We start from the raw sequence: 15,804 nt of genomic DNA, 5'->3' as shown, positions 1-15,804 counted from the left end.
GCAGCCCGACCGGGCATGCGGGCCAACCCCGCAGCTCAAATCTGGTCGCGGTCAGCCGCTTCCCAGCGCGCTTCCAGCCAGAGCAGGTTGCACAGGCCCAGCAGCAGGGCGAATCCGAGGCCCAAAATCCAGGTGAAGTACCACATAGCAGATCCCTTGAGGTCAGTAGAGTTGATGGCTGTCGCGCTTGATGCGGGCACGGTCGAGCTTGCCGCGCACCACCCGATAGACCCAGCCGGTGTAGCCCAGGTTGACCGGCATCAGCACCAGCACGAGGCCGAACATGATGGCCAGGGTTTTGTAGCTGGAGGTGCTGTCCCACAGGGTCAGGCTGCTGACCGCATCGAGGGATGAGGGCAGCACGAAGGGGAACAGGGCGATGGCCACCGAGCAGAGCATGGCGGCGCAGGCGATGGCGCTGGCCAGCAGCGCAATCCGGCCCCGCTCCAGCCAGGAGGCAATCCCGCTCACCAGCGGCGCCAGCGCCCCGATGATCGGCACCAGCCACAACAGCGGATAGTCAAAATAGTTGCGCAGCCAGCCACCGGCGTGGGGGATCACCCCCTTCATCAGCGGGCTGATGGCGGCATTCGGGTCAAAGGGTTGTGTGCCGACACCGGTCAGCTGAAACCCTTGCAGATCCACCAGATGCCAACCAGCCAGCAGATAGCAGAGGGTCACCAACGGGGCCAGCAGGATGGCGATGCCCCGTGCGCGCAGCGCAGGGGTGCCGGTCACCTTGGCTTGCAGAAAACCGGCGCCGTGCAGTAGCAACAGGCTGATGGCGGTGGCCAGCACCGAGAGCAGCCAGCCCCAGTGGAAGTCGAACGCGCCGTAGTGCAGGCGCAGCGCCGTGTCGAAGCGAAACGGCAGCCCCTCCATCACCAGACCGATAGCAGCACCGAGGATGAGCGCCGGTATCAGGCCACCGGCCACCAGCGCCCGATCCCACCAGCGGCGCCACACCGGATCGGCCAGCTTGCTGCGATAGTCAAAACCTACCGGCCGCAGAAAGAGCCCGAGCAGCAGCACCACCATGGGGATGTAAAGCCCCGAGAAGGCGGCGGCATAGACCAGCGGCCAGGCGGCGAACAGGGCACCGGCACCGGCAATCAGCCACACCTGATTGCCCTCCCACACCGGCCCCACGCTGTTGATCACCAGACGGCGGTCGTCGTCATCTTTCGACACCACCGGCAGCAGCATGGCGATGCCGAGATCGAAGCCATCCATAACGATAAAACCGACCATCATAAAGAGCACCAGCGCCCACCAGATGAGTTTCAGGGTTGCGTAATCCATCAGGCGATCCTCGCAAGTTCGGGTTGTTCACCGCTGTAGCGGCCGGTATGGAGAATGGCTGGCCCCTTGCGGATCACATGGCGCAACAGGAACAGCTCCACCACCAGCAACAGGGTATAGATGGAACAGATAGCAATCAGGCTGAACCAGAGTTGGCCCGGCTGAAGCAAAGAGACCGAGGCCGAGACCGGCAGCACGTCGCTGATGGTCCAGGGTTGACGGCCGAGTTCGGCCACCAGCCAGCCCGCCTCGATGGCAATCCAGGGCAGCGGAATGCTCCAGAGCAGGGTCTTGAGCAGCCGTGGCGAGTCTTGCAGCCGGTTGCGGCAGAGCTGAACAAAGCTCATCACCATCAGCCCCAGCATGGTGACACCAAGCCCCACCATCACCCGAAAGCCCCAGAACAGCGGCGCCACCGGCGGGATGGAGTCATCGACCGCTTTGGCGATCTCCGCCTCACCGGCCTTGGCGATATTGCTGGCATAGGGGGTCAGCAGCATGCCGTAGCCGAGATCCTTGCCGTGCTGCTCGAAGCGGGCGCGGTTGGCCGGGGTGTCATCGCCCTGCCGGATCTGGTCGAGGGCCTCGGCCGCCACCATGCCGCTACGAATGCGCGCCTCGTTCTGCACCTTGATATCCTTGAGGCCGGTCACCGCCTCGTCGATGGAGCGGGTAGCGATGATCCCCATCAGATACGGGATCTTGATGGCTGCGTGGGTGGTCTCGGCAGTCTGATCCGGGAAGCCGAACAGGGTAAAGGAAGCTGGCGCTGGCTCGGTCTCCCACTCCGCCTCGATGGCGGCGAGCTTGACCTTCTGCACCTCGCCGGTGCGATAGCCAGACTCATCCCCGAGCACAATGACCGAGAGAATGGCTGCCAGCCCAAAGCCGGAGGCAATAGCGAATGAGCGCAGGGCAAACTGCACCTCGGTCTTGCGCAGCAGATACCAGCTGCTCACCCCCATCACGAACATGGAGGCCGCCACATAGCCCGCCGCAACGGTGTGAACGAACTTCACCTGCGCCACCGGGTTAAAGAGCACGGCGGCGATATCCACCAGCTCCATGCGCTGGGTCAGCAGGTTGAACTCGGCCCCCACCGGGTTTTGCATCCAGCCGTTGCCGATCAGGATCCAGAGTGCCGAGAGATTGGAGCCGAGCGCCACCAGCATAGTCACCAGCAGGTGCTTGCCACGGGAGAGCTTGTCCCAGCCGAAGAAGAAGAGCCCCACCAGGGTCGATTCGAGGAAGAAGGCCATCAGCCCCTCGATGGCCAGCGGAGTACCGAAGATGTCCCCCACATAGTGGGAGTAGTAAGCCCAGTTGGTGCCGAACTGAAACTCCATGGTGATCCCCGTGGTGACCCCCATGACGAAGTTGATGCCAAACAGTTTGCCCCAGAAGCGGGTGATGTCCTGATAGATCACCTTGCCGGTCATCACATAAGCCGACTCGGCAATCACCAGGATCCAGGACAGCCCCAGCGTGAGGGGCACAAACAGGAAGTGGAACAGGGCCGTAGCGCCAAATTGCAGGCGAGACAGGCTGACCACGTCATCCGGATTGATCATGCGTCACTCTCTTTTGTTGTATTTGCCTTGCACGTTTCGTGCGTGACAAGTACATCACGGAGCATGACACCTATAACAGATGCAGTTATATTGAATTACACCTATAACAGTTGATCCAGATCATGTCCCTTTACCAGCAGTTGGCCGACCGCCTGCAAAGCCAGATCGACGATGGCATCTGGCAACCGGGGGAGCGCATCCCCTCCATTCGCCAGAGCTGCAAGACCCACGGGCTCAGCCCCATGACGGTGTTGCAGGCCTATCAACTGCTCGAAAGTCAGGGGCGGATCCTCGCCCGCCCCCAGTCCGGCTACTACGTCAAAGCCGCCTCACCACAGGTCGTGCAGCACACGCCGAGCCAGACCCACTACAGCGGCTCGGTGGATATCAACGATCTGGTGTTTGAGGTGTTGCAGGCGAGCAAATCGCGGGATCTGGTGCCCCTTGGCATGTCGGTAGCCGACCCGACCCTGTTCCCACATCCCCAGCTCGGGCGGGCGCTGGCCAGCTGCATGCGCAAGCTCGATCCCTTCAGCACGGTGGCCGACCTGCCCCCCGGCAACGAAGCGCTGCGCCGCGCCATCGCCCAGCGTTACGCCAGCGACGGGGTGGCGGTCAATCCGCAGGAGATCATCATCACCACAGGCGCCATGGAGGCGCTCTCCCTCAGCCTGCAGGTGCTGACCGAGCCCGGTGACTGGGTGGTGGTGGAGTCCCCCACCTTCTATGGCGCCCTGCAGGCCATCGAGCGGCTGAAACTCAAGGCGGTGGAGATCCCGGTCATTCCGGGGGTGGGCATCGATCTCGACCTGCTGGCCGACGCCCTCACCCGCATCCCGGTCAAGGCGTGCTGGCTGATGGGCAATGTGCAGCACCCGCTGGGCCACACCATGCCGGATAGTCACAAAGCGCAACTGATGGCACTGCTCAACAGCCATGGGGTGCCGCTGGTGGAGGATGACGTCTATGCGGAGGTCTACTTCGGCCGCGAGCGCCCCAAGCCGATCCGCCACTGGGATCAGCGTGGCGACAGCCTGCTCTGCAGCTCATTTTCCAAGTGTCTGGCGCCGGGCTTTCGGGTCGGCTGGGTGGTGGCGGGACCCCATGCAGAGCGGGTGCAGCGGCTGCAACTGATGTCCACACTCTCTACCAATGTACCGAGCCAGCTGGCGCTGGCCGAGATGCTGCGCCAGGGCGGGGTCGATGCCCACTTTCGCCGCCTGCGCCACACCCTGGCCCAGCGCCAGCAGCAGATGCGGGCGGCCCTGCAGCGCTTGCTTCCGGACGAGGTGCGGATCTCCTCCCCCGATGGCGGCTACTTTCTCTGGCTGGCGCTGCCTGCCCATTTCGACAGCCGCGCCCTGCACGCCAAGGCTCTGGGCAGCGGTTTTTCAGTGGCCCCCGGCGCCCTCTTTTCCAGTCAGGGGCAACACAACCACTGCCTGCGCCTCAACAGCTCCCATCCCTGGAGTGAACAGCTGGAGCAGGCCCTCACCCGACTGGCCGCGCTGATTGCCGCACAGCTCAGTGAAAAGTAACAAGGCAAAGAGCCGCTGACGAAACGAACAAAGGCCCGTAACGGGCCTTTGTGGTTGGGGAGTGACGCGGCGTTACTCGCCATAACAAACAGCTCATCTGGCCATGATCTGCGACTGCACCTTGAACCCCAGCGCCTCGTAGAGCGCTTTGGCGCGCTCGTTGAAGGCCATCACCTCCAGCCGGATTTGCTGAGCATCATGGGCCTTGGCCCACTCATCGCAATGGGCGATCAGCGCCTTGCCAATCCCGCGGGAGCGGTGCTGCTCATCCACCACCACCGAGCCGATGCGGCAAATCGGCGCACGGGTGAGAAATGGCACGCTCTCATTGATGTCGATCCGCGCCGTCAAAAAGCCCACCACCCTGCCATCCTGCTCGGCAACGCAGAACAGACGCCCTTCTGCACCGATGGCGCTCAGCAAAAATGCCCGCTCCTCTGGCGAAGGGGGGCAGAACACCTCGGGATAGTGCTGATGGTGGATCTCTCCAATCTGCCGGTTCAGCTCGACAATCGCGTCTATATCCAGTTCGGTTGCCTTGCGTATCTCCAACGGTTGCTCCTTGCGAAAAGGTGATGGTCCTGCGCCATCTTAGGGGCTGTGCTCAGCAATCCAAATAGGCTCATCCGCATCTTTTGACGGGCAGCAGAAACAACAACGCCCCTTGAGCGGGGCGTTATCGGCAATCCATGGCGATGAGGGGTATCAGGCAGGGGCGTTAAGTTGGGCTACCTGACGCTCGATGCTCCCTTTGAGGTTGTCATCGAGTTTGAGGGCGCGCGCCAGTTCGTCGAGATAGCCTCGCTCCATAAAGTGATCCACCTCGATGGCGAGCAGGGAGGCGAGATAGACCTCGGTGGCCAGCTCCATGTCGGTCACTTCCCGCGCCAGCGCGTGGGGATCGAGGGGGCGGGCCAGCTCGGCGTCAATCCAGCGGGCCACATCGCTCTGGCCCTGTTCGGTCAGGTACTCCTGAATTTTCTGACGCTCGGCGCCGTCGATATGGCCATCGGCCCGGGCTGCTGCCACCATGGCGCGCACCAAGAGGGCCGCGCGGGCATCCAGCGCATTGCCTTCCAGCCCGCTGATGGGATGAGTGGGCTGGGCGGGCGCCGCCTGCTGGGCCTGCCAATCCTGATAGAGCTTGTAGGCCAGCCCGCCAAGGGCTGCGGCGCCGCCCACGGCAGCGGCCTTGCCGCCATATTTGCGCACTTTTTTATTGCCCAGCAGCAGACCGAGCGCACCGCCGGCCAGCGCCCCCTGCATCTGCCCCTTGCGCTTGTCTCCGCCTTCGTTGAGCCAGCCTTTGCCAGCCCCCAGCAACTGTTCCAGCATCTGTTTCATGATGTCACTCCTGCGGCTATGTTCCCGTCGATAGAGCAAGATAGTGGCCCCGCCCCCCTGAATCGGGGATGAACCCTTGACCGGGCAGGCCGATGGGGCAAAGCTCAGGGAAACCCTTCAGGCAATAAGGATGTAACTGTGCCAAATCGCGAACTGACCCTGCAATTTCTGGCCGAACCCTCTGACGTCAATTTCGGCGGCAAGGTGCATGGCGGCATGGTGATGAAGTGGATCGATCAGGCGGGCTATGCCTGCGCCGCGGGCTGGTGCGGCGGCTATGCGGTGACCGTCTATGTGGGGGGGATCCGCTTTTTGCGCCCCATCCAGATTGGCCAGCTGGTGGAGGTGCACGCTCAGGTGATCCACACCGGCACCACCAGCATGCATCTGGCGGTGGATGTCTACAGCCGCCACCCCACCGAGACCGAGCGCCACAAGACCACCCACTGCATCATCATCTTTGTGGCGATGGATGAGCAGGGCAAACCGACCCCGGTGCCCCAGTGGCAACCACTGAGCGAAAGCGATCTGCAGTTGCAGCAGTACGCCAAAAAGCTGATTGCCCTGCGCGAGGAGATCGACAAGGAGATGCGCCAGCACCTCTGACCTTGGTGATTCCCCTGCCCGATATAGCGGGCGCTTTCGGCCAACGGCGGCTCCCCTGTATAATCCCCCCTCTTCCCGCAACCGGAACCCTGCCCATGTCACTGGAAACTGCCCCGCCCGAGGTGAAACTCGCGGTGGATCTGATTGAACTGCTGGAGACCAACCAGCTGGCCCCCGAGCTGGTACTGGCGGCACTGGCCATCGTCAAACAGGATTACGAGCGCAAGCTGGCTGAGGGGAAGGATCACTGATCCCCCCGTTTTATCTTTCCGATTTCAGTTTTTCACCACATAGCCACTCATTGCGGCCCCATCACCTCGTCACAGAGGGCGATCAGGGCCGCGCTCAAACGGGTGAGCGGCTCGCTCCCGCTTCCTCCGGCATGCAGCGCCAGCTCCACCGGCGCCACCTTGGGCCACTGGGTCAGGGCCAGCTGATCGGCGGGCATCAGCCGTTTGGGTAGCAAGCTCACCCCGATCCCCGCGCTCACCGCCCCCTGCAAACTGGCGAGGCTGGCGCTGACATAGGCGATACGCCAACGACGACCGAGGCCATCGAGCGCCTCGGTCATCTGCCGCCGATAGAGCCCTTCGCTCGGGAATACCACCAGCGGCAGCGGATCCCGTTCCCGTGCGGGCCAGTCGCGACTGTCGACCCACACCAGCGGCTCACGCCAGCTGGCAAGGGGCGAACCCTGCCCCCGCGTCTGCTTGACCAGCGCCAGATCCAATTCCCCCGCCGCAAAACGCTGCCAGATGTGGTGGCTCAGGCCACTTTGCACCTCCAGCCGCACCTCGGGGTAGTCACGGGCAAAGGCGGCCAGCACCGGGGTAATGGCGCCTGCGGCGAAATCCTCCGGCACCCCGAGGCTGAGCGATATGCTCCCCTCGCTCACCTGCTCCTCGGCCTGCGCCAGCAGCGCCAGAATGCGGCGGGCCAGCCCCAGCAATTTTTCCCCCTCCGCCGTTGCGACCACCTGACGGCCAGCACGATCGAGCAGCGGGCAGCCAAGCTGCTGCTCAAGGCGGCGGATCTGCTGGCTAATGGTGGATTGGGTCAGATGGACCCGCTCACCGGCGCGGGTAAAGCTGCCGGTGTCGATAATGGCGACAAAACTGCGCAGTAACAGGGGATCCAGCATGGGGCACTCCATTTACAAAACCACTGAACCCCATTCTATCATTTAATTTCCAAATGACTTTCGCCCCCGCTAGGCTGGCGTTTTTGCCTCCTTTGACGGTGATCTGCCATGTTCAGCCCCGATGACTCCGCGTCCCGAATACCCCCTGTTTCTCCCAGAACCGGAAACTGCACCCGATGAATCAACGAAATACGGATAAACCCGCAGGCCAGACTGCCCTGCTGGTGCTGGTGATCCTGATTGGCCTGAATCTGCGCCCCTTTCTTACCGCCATCGGCCCGCTGAGCGGCGAGATTGGCCGCACCCTGTCGCTCGGGATGGATACCCTCGCCTGGCTTACCCTGTTGCCGCTGTGGCTCATCGGGATTGGCGTGCTGCTCACCCCCAGCCTGCGTCGGCGCGCCAGTGCGTGCCAACTATTGGGGGCGGCCCTGCTGCTGCTCGCGGCGGGCAGTGCCCTGCGTTTTGATGCCCAGAGCGGCGCCCTGCTGATCACCACAGCCGCGCTCTGCGGCCTGGGTTCGGCGCTGGTGCAGGGGGTGCTGCCCGCCCTTATCAAACAGCACTTTGCCCGCAAGGTGCCGCAAGTGATGGGGATCTTCTCTGCCTGCATGATGGGGGGCGGGGCATTGGGGGCCAGTCTCACGCCACGGCTGGCAGTCAGCCTCGACTGGTCGCGGGCGCTGGCGCTCTGGAGCCTGCCGGTGCTGCTGGCCCTCGTCTGGCTTGGGTGGAAAGTGCGTCTGCCTCGGGCCGCGGCAATCGCCATTCCCCACGGCGAACAGCGACTGATCACCCTGCCCCGCAGCTGGTTGCTGATCGTCTGCTTTGGCATCATCAACAGTGGCTACGGCATCGTCGTGGCCTGGCTGGCCCCCGCCTATATGGCGCAAGGGTGGAGCGCCGCGCAGGCGGGCGAGCTGGTCGCCTGGCTGGCACTGGCGCAGACCGCCAGCGGCCTCGGCCTGCCGCTGCTGGCGGCACGCAGTCTGGATCGGCGGCCGTGGATGGGCCTTGCCATCGCCATGCAGCTGGCGGGATTCGGCGGCCTCTGGCTGGCGCCAGCCAGTGCCCCCATTCTCTGGTGCATGCTGTGCGGCGCCGGTCTTGGCGGCAGTTTTTCGCTGATCATGGTGATTGCGCTCGATCACCTGCCCGACCCGCGCCGCGCGGGCACCCTGAGCGCCCTGATGCAGGGCTTCGGCTTTATGCTGGCGGCCACCGGCCCTTGGGTGGCGGCACGGCTCTATCACTATGTGGGCGACTTTGCGGCCGCCTGGCAGTGGCAACTGGGAGGATTGCTGCTGATGAGCCTGCTGGTAGTGCGCCTCGACCCGCGCCACTACCCCCGCGTCATGGGGTTACCGACAGCCAGCGAGCCGACCCTTTCGGCACCTCTCCCGGCCAGCGCTGCGGCCCAAAGCAACACACCGGCCTGAGGCCGGTGTGTTGGGGATAATAGTGTTGGGGATAACCGTATTGGAGATGACTGGCGGCTGATGCCACTCAGAGGGGCAACTCAGCGCCCCTTCTTCTGCCTTCCGGTGTTAGCGGTGCGCGGCTTGCCGGGAGCCCCTTTGCCTGCACTACCCTTGCCAGCGCCGCCCTTGTTGGCAGCACCTTTTCCCGCGCCCCCCTTGCCCACCGGCAGCTTCTTCTCGAAGGCTTCCGGGCCCGGCACATTGGGGCGACCACCAATCTCGTGATCGTCATCGCGGCGCGGCTTCTTGCCCTGCCCCGGCTTGGCGCCTTGCGCCGCAGGAGCCTTGGCCGCCTTCGGTTTGTCGCCTTTGGCCGGTTTCACCTCGGAGGAGGAGTCCTCAATCAGCTTGAACAGATCGATCAGCTCGTCGTCGGTCAGATCACGCCACTCACCCACCGGCAGCCCCTTGAGGCTGACGTTCATGATGCGGATGCGCTCCAGCTTGGTCACTTCAAAACCGAAGTGCTCGCACATGCGGCGGATCTGGCGGTTAAGCCCCTGCACTAGCGTGATGCGAAAGACGAACGGCGCCTCTTTCTTCACCTTGCACTTCTTGGTCACAGTACCGAGGATCGGCACCCCGGCCGCCATGCCGCGCACAAACTCGTCGGTGACCGGCTTGTCGACGGTCACCAGATACTCTTTCTCGTGATCGTTGCCCGCCCGCAGGATCTTGTTGACCAGATCGCCGTGGTTGGTCAGGAAAATCAGCCCCTGCGAATCCTTGTCGAGACGCCCGATGGGGAAGACCCGGGTGCTGTGGTTGACGAAATCGACGATGTTGTCTTTCTCGCCCGCCTCTGTGGTACTGACGATGCCCACCGGCTTGTTGAGGGCGATCAGCACCAGACTGTCCGCCTCGCGCGGCTCGATTACCTGACCGTTCACCTTGACCAGATCGCCAACCTGCACCTGATCGCCAATCCCGGCCCGCTTGCCGTTGATAAAGACGTGGCCCTGCTCGATAAAGCGGTCGGCCTCGCGGCGCGAGCAGATGCCGCTCTCGCTGATGTATTTGTTCAGGCGCATGGATTCGTTAGCCAGCATGGGTCACCTGCCACAGGGTCTGGGCCGCGCCCGGTTGTGCCATCGCCTGTTCCGGCTGCGCCGGGGAGGCTGTCTGCTGCATCAGCCAATTCACTACGTCAAAGTTCTGCATACCATTCCATCTTCAAAAAAGGCCAATGCCAGCTTATCCATCAAAAAACGCCGCTACAGTAGCATAATTGCCCCCTCTCAGGGGCAGATAGTTGCAAGATAGCAGCGCCCACACGGGCATCCGCGGATAAGGTCACGCCGCCAGATGGCCCGCGATGCAGCCTTCGAACGGCCAGCCTGATGCCAACAGCGGGGATCAGGCGCCCACAGCCAGCGCGGACGAATGCCATCAACTATACATATCACCTTGTTTCCATTAGGCTTTAAGCCGGTTGGCTGCGCCCAATGTGCTGCGCCAAACTCGCCCGCCCAAAGGCGGCTCCACCTCTATCGCCAAGGATTGCACCATGCTGGCTCACACTCGCCGCCTTGTTCGCCGTGCTCTGCTGACCCTGTTGCTGCTGTTGCTGACCGCATGGGCGGTGATCGCCTACTTCGCCTGGCAGGCAGCGCCGCTGCAGCTGTGGCACACAGTGGTGCCCCCCGAACTCAGTGCCGATGAGCTCGATCGCAGCGACTGGCAAGCCTATCTGGCCCGCGAAGCAGAGCTGTTCGAGCTGGTGGCCACCGAGGTAGTCGCCAAAACGCCGCCGGAGCAGCAACTGGCCAGCAATCGCTACTATCAGGACGCCCCCATCAATCCCGCCCGCTTTCAGCAGAACTGGAACCGCTCCTACCTGCTGCGCCCCGAGGGGGACGTCAAAGGGGTGGCAGTGCTGCTGCACGGCCTGACCGACTCGCCCTACAGCCTGCGCCATCTGGCCAGACGCTATCAGCAACAGGGCTTTATCGCGCTGGGGCTGCGGATCCCCGGCCACGGCACTGTGCCCGCTGGCCTCGTGGATGTGGATTGGGAGACCTGGCTGGCCGCCACCCGACTGGCGGTGCGGGAGGCCAGATTGCTGGCACCGGGCAAGCGGCCGCTGCATCTGGTGGGCTTTTCCAACGGCGGCGCGCTGGCGGTGAAATATGCGCTCGATGCGCTGGCTGACCCGAGCGGCACGCTGGCAAAACCGGATCGGCTGGTGCTGATCTCCCCGATGATCGGGGTGACCCGCTTTGCCCGCTTCGCCGGGCTCAAGGCCGTGCCTGCCCTGCTGCCCGCCTTTGCCAACGCCGCCTGGCTCGACACCATGCCGGAGTTCAACCCGTTCAAGTACAACTCGTTTCCGGTCAACGGCGCGCGCCAGTCCTATCGCCTGACCCACGCCATCCAGCAGCAGGTGCGCCAGCTGGCCGCCAGTGGCGAGCTGGCGGCGTTTCCCCCCGCCCTCACCTTCCAGTCGGTGATGGACTACACCGTCAGCACCCGCTCCATCATTGCCGATCTCTACCACTACCTGCCAGCCAACGGCAGCGAACTGGTGCTGTTTGATATCAACCGCAGCACCCTGTTTGGCCCGCTGATGAGCTCGGCCTCCGAGCTGGCGCTGCACCGCTTGCTGCCAAACGCCCCCGGGCACTATCGCCTCACCGTGGTGGGCAATGTGGAACCCTCCTCCCCCGCAACCCAGGCCAGAACGCTGGCCACCGCCGATCAGCCTGAGCAGGTCCGCCCGCTGGATGTCGATTATCCCAAGGAGATCTACTCCCTCTCCCACGTGGCGCTCCCCTTCCCGATGGACGACCCCCTCTATGGCATGGCAGCGCGCCCGCAGCAGCGGGAGCAATATGGCATCAATCTCGGCGGTCTGGCCCTGCGTGGCGAGCGCGGCGTGCTGATCGTCAACCCCGGCGCCCTCACCCGCACCTCCTCCAACCCCTTCTACCCCTATCTGCAGCAGCGGGTAATGGAGACCCTCACCGCCCCTCCCGTCGCCCCGTCTGCTGCCGTAACCCCTGCCAGCAGCGGTCAACCTGATGCGGCCTATCAGGCAGAAGTGGAGCAGTTTTTACAGGAGAGCGACGAGAGCAGCGCGCCTTTCTAGGCTATATACTTACTGTGATGAAGATATAATCTCAAATTTTCTCAACAGTTTAAGACCAGTGCAGTGTCCCGTCGTTACCAGTTGACCGATGCACAATGGGGGCTTATCGAGCCCCTTTTTCTATCCCACCGCATAAGAGGACGCCCTACTCGTGAGCCACGCCAAGTGCTTGATGGCATTCTCTGGATACTTCACACCGACGCACCTTGGCGAGATCTGTCATACAACACCTTTCGACGTTGGCTGAGTACAGGTCGTATCGATACCATCCTTGCTGCGCTGCAACTGCATCTCAATGAAGAAGAGCTTATCGACTTCGACCTGTGGTGCATTGACGGCTCCAATGTCAGAGCATCCAAAGATGCTGCCGGAGCGCGTAAAAAAACACTCCGGTGAATCAAGCTCTTGGTAGCTCTCGTGGTGGTTTTGGCAGCAAAGTTCACTTGGTCACTGATAGTAATGATTTGCCGTTTGGGTTCTGCTTTTCAGCGGCAATCAGATATGCGACAAGTGCGTTGGCTATGACAAGGATTCCGACCTCATCAGGCCGTTATCGCACGCGGCCAGCAGCGATACCATAAGGAACTTCCGCTGGTATTAGACAAAGCTCGTTATCGTAGGCGAAATGTGGTCGAGCGGTGCTTCTGATGGCTGAAGAAGTTTCGTGGATCCTCAATGAGATATGAAAAGCTGGCTTTCTGCCTTTGTAACTCACGGGAACTATTGGTGGACAGACAACCAGCATTTGGAGAACACCGCCTAGCAAGGAGGTGATGAGCGCAGCAAGAAGAAGTTGGAGAGTTGAACAAACTGGGTGGCACTTCTGGCGTGGAAAAAATCGAGAGCCTGCACGATACACATTAAAAATCCGAAACCAATTAACAGGTTTCGGATTTTTTATTGAAGGTAAAAAACACGCTTACGGGCGGTACACCTTGACGTTGTCAAAGCCCTTCTCTTTCAGATACAGCGCCTGCAGCTTGCTCATCACGCCGCGATCGCAGTAGAGCAGGTAGGTCTTCTCTTTGGGCAGATCGCCAAAGGCGGTGGCCAGCTTGAAGAAGGGGATATGCAGTACTTCACGACCTTCCACCACCAGCGGCTTCTCGTCGTGTTCATCGGCAGAGCGGATATCCAGGATCACCTCGTCAGCGCCCAGCACCTGGGTGGTTTCCACCTCTTGCACTTCAGCGGCAGTCTCTTCACCGATACGGCGGATATCGAGGTAACGGGCCTCGGAGACCACCTTGTCCAGAATGGAGAAGTCAAAATTGGCCTCTTCCTCTTCAATGCGGGAGAGCTCGGCCTTCACGGTCGGCTTTTTGGAGATGACGCCACAATACTCCGGCATGGTCTCGGCAAATTCCAGGGTGCCGATACGGCGGGCTTCGTTGATGATATCCGGCTTGTCCCAGGTGATAAGCGGGCGCAGGATCACCTTGTCGGTGACCCGGTCGATCACGTTCAGGTTGGTGAGAGTCTGGCTGGAGACCTGACCCACACACTCACCGGTCACCAGCGCCGGGATCTGGAACTCGTCGGCCACCTTGGCGGCAGCACGCATCATCATCCGCTTGAGCACCACGCCCATCTGACCGTTGTCGATCTTCTCGAGGATCTCGGCAACCACCGGCTCGAAGTCCACAGCGGTGAAACGTACCCGGTGGGATGAACCGAAGCGGTTCCACAGGTGATAGGCCACCTGCTTGACGCCGATCTCGTGGGCAGCACCGCCCAGATTGAAGAAGCAGTAGTGCACACGGCAGCCGCGCTTGATGAACTGGAACGACGCCACACCGGAGTCAAAACCGCCGGAGAGCAGACTCAGCACATCTTCCTGGGTCGCGATGGGCATGCCGCTCAGGCCCTGATGGATGGCGCTGACGATGAAGAGCTCCTCGCCGTCGATCTCGAGGTTGATCTTCACGTCCGGGTTCTTGAGGCGCACACCATTGCTTTCGCAGTGCTGGTTCAGACCGCCCCCCACATAGCGCTCAACCTCGAGGGAGGAGAACTCATGCTTGCCGTGGCGCTTGGCGCGCACGCAGAAGGTTTTGCCCTTGAGCTGGTCGCCCCAAACGGCTTTCACCTGCTCGAAGATGTCGTGCAGATCGGTAAACTTGCTGGCTTGTACCTCGAGGAAAGCCTGAATGCCGGGAATACAGGCCAGGGCTTCGATAGCCTGCTCGCGGAACTGGTCATTGCGGGAGCTCACAATCAGCTTGTCCCAATCCATCCGTACGCGGGCATCGTCGTCGAAGCGGCGCAGGACATTGCGGATATTGCCCTGCAGGATCTTGATAAAGCGCTGGCGAACCGACTTGCTCTTGATGGTGATTTCCGGGAACAGCTTGATAATGAACTTCATGGTAATGACTCGGGTGACCTTGATTTAAGGGCGCGAATTATATCAGAACTTTGTGGCCAGCGCCTACTGGATGAGCGTTTGCTCACATTACCCCACGCAGTGTTTGCCGCGCGACCGCAATCTTGCGTATATTCCCGACCCTGCGCCTCGCCAGATTTTTGACAACAGACTGATCCGATGAAGACCTACATCTACTACCCCGGCATGGAGGTACGCGACGAGCTCTGGCTCAAATTTGCCTTGCTCTATCTGGAGCGGCTTGCCTTTGTCTTCACCGTCAGCGAAAAGAGCGGCCTCACCGCCCTGCTCGATACCCTTCAACAGCAGACCGATCTGCTGGCCAAGCGGCCCGATGCCGCCTTCTTTGCCGCCATTACCCCGCAACTGGAGAGCCAGATAAGCGGCCTGGTGGCCCCCGATTTCGTCCGCCACAAGGTGTTTGGCAACAAGGAGCTGATTGGTCGCTGGCGTCAGGAGGCCAACCACGACTGCTTCTGCCCGGATCAGGTGGGGCTGGAGCGGCTGCACGGCTTTTGCCTTACTCACGGCTTTGCGACCCGGGATGAGGGGGGGCTCAGAATGGCGCGACGCTTTGCCAACCTGATCTCCATGCGCCTTGCCCGTGAGTGGGCACTCGCCAATGACGGGGCGCTTATTACCGATCACGACTATCTCGACCGCCTGCTCCATCTGCTCGAATCCCGCTACCACAATCGCGGCGGTCAGGATTGCTTCCACCTCGAGCTCCCGTTGCAAGTGCCCACTCACCTGGCCGACATTCCGTTTGCAGAGCTGATTGCCCTGCGCGGGCGCAGCGGCTTTCGCCAACAGCTGGCCGAATTTCATCTGGCCATCGACAACCTGCTCGCCATGCTGGGTAGCGGCTATGCCGACCCGGCGGCCCTGACCCGCTTTGACCAGGCTCAGCAAGGGCTCAATCAACTACTGGGGCCCGAGACCCTCAGCATGCCACTCACCACCCTGGTCAGCACCAGCCTGCCCGCCGTAGCCATGCTCCACCAGTTAAAAGCGAGCCATCCCGAAAGCAACCTCATCTTCCATCCCATCAAGAAGAGCCACTTTCACCAACGCAAGAGCCAGCACTTCTTCACCCGGCTCGGTCATCTGCGCCAACCGGGCTGAATTGGCGGAATGAAAAAGGGGTTGGCATCTGCCAACCCCTCTCGTTATCTGCGGCCTACCAATCATCACCCCGGTGATTGGCCCGCTCTTGCGCCTGCCTGCGCGCCTCCATCGCCCTGTCACGGCGGATATTGGCAGGGGTACAGGCAAACTGTTTCTGATAGCAACGCGCAAAACTCTCGGAAGCAGGTTCGAAAGGTGAATAGAACCCGGTACGTTCAG

Annotated in this window: 15 protein-coding genes and 1 pseudogene; 7 read left to right on the top strand and 9 right to left on the bottom strand. The window is 61.9% G+C overall.

All coding sequences use genetic code 11. The features are described from left to right. Positions 1-35 precede the first annotated feature (35 nt). The 3 genes from cydX to ACB042_RS10755 are packed head-to-tail and all read right to left on the bottom strand — an operon-like array spanning position 36 to position 2,873. Positions 36-146: a cytochrome bd-I oxidase subunit CydX gene (gene cydX, locus ACB042_RS10765; protein ID WP_041208534.1), complete on the bottom strand. Its 111-nt coding sequence runs from the start codon at positions 144-146 to the stop codon at positions 36-38. A 16-nt stretch (positions 147-162) separates the two neighbouring features. After that, positions 163-1,302, bottom strand: coding sequence for a cytochrome d ubiquinol oxidase subunit II (gene cydB / locus ACB042_RS10760; RefSeq protein ID WP_047438987.1), 1,140 nt, complete (start codon positions 1,300-1,302; stop codon positions 163-165). Beyond that, a complete protein-coding gene (locus ACB042_RS10755; protein ID WP_371178388.1) occupies positions 1,302-2,873 on the bottom strand; it encodes a cytochrome ubiquinol oxidase subunit I in 1,572 nt (523 codons plus the stop codon). Before ACB042_RS10755 ends, cydB begins: the two co-directional genes overlap by 1 nt. Positions 2,874-2,995: 122 nt before the next feature. Here ACB042_RS10755 and ACB042_RS10750 point away from each other — a divergent pair, with 122 nt between their 5' ends. Then, positions 2,996-4,411 (top strand): PLP-dependent aminotransferase family protein, encoded by a 1,416-nt coding sequence (locus ACB042_RS10750; protein WP_088869357.1) that lies wholly within the window; start codon positions 2,996-2,998, stop codon positions 4,409-4,411. 93 nt (positions 4,412-4,504) lie between these two features. Here ACB042_RS10750 and ACB042_RS10745 read toward each other — a convergent pair whose 3' ends face one another. Both ACB042_RS10745 and ACB042_RS10740 read right to left on the bottom strand, forming a co-directional pair. Continuing rightward, positions 4,505-4,963 carry an N-acetyltransferase family protein gene (locus tag ACB042_RS10745; RefSeq protein ID WP_371178387.1) on the bottom strand — a complete coding sequence of 153 codons (459 nt, stop codon included), beginning with the start codon at positions 4,961-4,963 and terminating at the stop codon, positions 4,505-4,507. Positions 4,964-5,116: 153 nt separating this feature from the next. Continuing rightward, entirely contained in the window at positions 5,117-5,755 is a 639-nt protein-coding gene (locus ACB042_RS10740; RefSeq protein ID WP_042656069.1) for a tellurite resistance TerB family protein, read from the bottom strand. A 138-nt stretch (positions 5,756-5,893) separates the two neighbouring features. Here ACB042_RS10740 and ACB042_RS10735 point away from each other — a divergent pair, with 138 nt between their 5' ends. Together ACB042_RS10735 and rsmS are read left to right on the top strand one after the other, a co-directional pair. Next, entirely contained in the window at positions 5,894-6,361 is a 468-nt protein-coding gene (locus ACB042_RS10735; protein ID WP_041208541.1) for an acyl-CoA thioesterase, read from the top strand. A 95-nt stretch (positions 6,362-6,456) separates the two neighbouring features. Then, entirely contained in the window at positions 6,457-6,612 is a 156-nt protein-coding gene (gene rsmS, locus ACB042_RS10730; RefSeq protein WP_074042636.1) for a pleiotropic regulatory protein RsmS, read from the top strand. 47 nt (positions 6,613-6,659) lie between these two features. On the opposite strand, the gene ACB042_RS10725 is transcribed toward rsmS, so the two are convergent. Further along, on the bottom strand, positions 6,660-7,502 hold the full coding sequence (locus ACB042_RS10725) for a LysR family transcriptional regulator (protein WP_371178386.1): 843 nt from the start codon (positions 7,500-7,502) through the stop codon (positions 6,660-6,662). 176 nt (positions 7,503-7,678) lie between these two features. Here ACB042_RS10725 and ACB042_RS10720 point away from each other — a divergent pair, with 176 nt between their 5' ends. Further along, positions 7,679-8,941, top strand: coding sequence for an MFS transporter (locus ACB042_RS10720; RefSeq protein WP_371178385.1), 1,263 nt, complete (start codon positions 7,679-7,681; stop codon positions 8,939-8,941). 80 nt (positions 8,942-9,021) lie between these two features. Here ACB042_RS10720 and rluF read toward each other — a convergent pair whose 3' ends face one another. Both rluF and ACB042_RS10710 read right to left on the bottom strand, forming a co-directional pair. Beyond that, entirely contained in the window at positions 9,022-10,032 is a 1,011-nt protein-coding gene (rluF, locus tag ACB042_RS10715) for a 23S rRNA pseudouridine(2604) synthase RluF (RefSeq protein ID WP_371178384.1), read from the bottom strand. Continuing rightward, positions 10,022-10,144, bottom strand: a complete 123-nt coding sequence (locus tag ACB042_RS10710) for a hypothetical protein (protein ID WP_005350832.1) — start codon at positions 10,142-10,144, stop codon at positions 10,022-10,024. Before ACB042_RS10710 ends, rluF begins: the two co-directional genes overlap by 11 nt. A gap of 346 nt (positions 10,145-10,490) precedes the next feature. Here ACB042_RS10710 and ACB042_RS10705 point away from each other — a divergent pair, with 346 nt between their 5' ends. Then, on the top strand, positions 10,491-12,071 hold the full coding sequence (locus ACB042_RS10705; RefSeq protein WP_371178383.1) for an alpha/beta hydrolase: 1,581 nt from the start codon (positions 10,491-10,493) through the stop codon (positions 12,069-12,071). A 63-nt stretch (positions 12,072-12,134) separates the two neighbouring features. Beyond that, a pseudogene (locus ACB042_RS10700) lies at positions 12,135-12,845 on the top strand (transposase). A 145-nt stretch (positions 12,846-12,990) separates the two neighbouring features. On the opposite strand, the gene thiI reads toward ACB042_RS10700, so the two are convergent. Then, positions 12,991-14,439: a tRNA uracil 4-sulfurtransferase ThiI gene (gene thiI / locus ACB042_RS10695; RefSeq protein WP_069556066.1), complete on the bottom strand. Its 1,449-nt coding sequence runs from the start codon at positions 14,437-14,439 to the stop codon at positions 12,991-12,993. A 177-nt stretch (positions 14,440-14,616) separates the two neighbouring features. Between thiI and ACB042_RS10690 the strand changes: the two genes are divergently transcribed. Next, positions 14,617-15,582: a hypothetical protein gene (locus ACB042_RS10690; RefSeq protein WP_371178382.1), complete on the top strand. Its 966-nt coding sequence runs from the start codon at positions 14,617-14,619 to the stop codon at positions 15,580-15,582. The last annotated feature ends 222 nt before the right edge of the window (positions 15,583-15,804 follow it).

The organism is Aeromonas sp. S13(2024) (genome assembly GCF_041402405.1).
Lineage (GTDB): Bacteria > Pseudomonadota > Gammaproteobacteria > Enterobacterales > Aeromonadaceae > Aeromonas > Aeromonas veronii.
Note: the sequence above shows the minus strand (reverse complement) of the source record. Positions and strands in the feature narration are given on the sequence as shown.

Bases quoted from the DNA above. Each gene is read 5' to 3' on its own strand.
- ACB042_RS10725 (WP_371178386.1), bottom strand. From the start codon at position 7,502: ATGCTGGATCCCCTGTTACTGCGCAGTTTTGTCGCCATTATCGACACC.
- rsmS (WP_074042636.1), top strand. From the start codon at position 6,457: ATGTCACTGGAAACTGCCCCGCCCGAGGTGAAACTCGCGGTGGATCTG.
- cydX (WP_041208534.1), bottom strand. From the start codon at position 146: ATGTGGTACTTCACCTGGATTTTGGGCCTCGGATTCGCCCTGCTGCTG.
- ACB042_RS10705 (WP_371178383.1), top strand. From the start codon at position 10,491: ATGCTGGCTCACACTCGCCGCCTTGTTCGCCGTGCTCTGCTGACCCTG.
- ACB042_RS10750 (WP_088869357.1), top strand. From the start codon at position 2,996: ATGTCCCTTTACCAGCAGTTGGCCGACCGCCTGCAAAGCCAGATCGAC.
- rluF (WP_371178384.1), bottom strand. From the start codon at position 10,032: ATGCTGGCTAACGAATCCATGCGCCTGAACAAATACATCAGCGAGAGC.
- ACB042_RS10690 (WP_371178382.1), top strand. From the start codon at position 14,617: ATGAAGACCTACATCTACTACCCCGGCATGGAGGTACGCGACGAGCTC.
- ACB042_RS10755 (WP_371178388.1), bottom strand. From the start codon at position 2,873: ATGATCAATCCGGATGACGTGGTCAGCCTGTCTCGCCTGCAATTTGGC.
- ACB042_RS10720 (WP_371178385.1), top strand. From the start codon at position 7,679: ATGAATCAACGAAATACGGATAAACCCGCAGGCCAGACTGCCCTGCTG.
- thiI (WP_069556066.1), bottom strand. From the start codon at position 14,439: ATGAAGTTCATTATCAAGCTGTTCCCGGAAATCACCATCAAGAGCAAG.
- ACB042_RS10710 (WP_005350832.1), bottom strand. From the start codon at position 10,144: ATGCAGAACTTTGACGTAGTGAATTGGCTGATGCAGCAGACAGCCTCC.
- ACB042_RS10740 (WP_042656069.1), bottom strand. From the start codon at position 5,755: ATGAAACAGATGCTGGAACAGTTGCTGGGGGCTGGCAAAGGCTGGCTC.
- cydB (WP_047438987.1), bottom strand. From the start codon at position 1,302: ATGGATTACGCAACCCTGAAACTCATCTGGTGGGCGCTGGTGCTCTTT.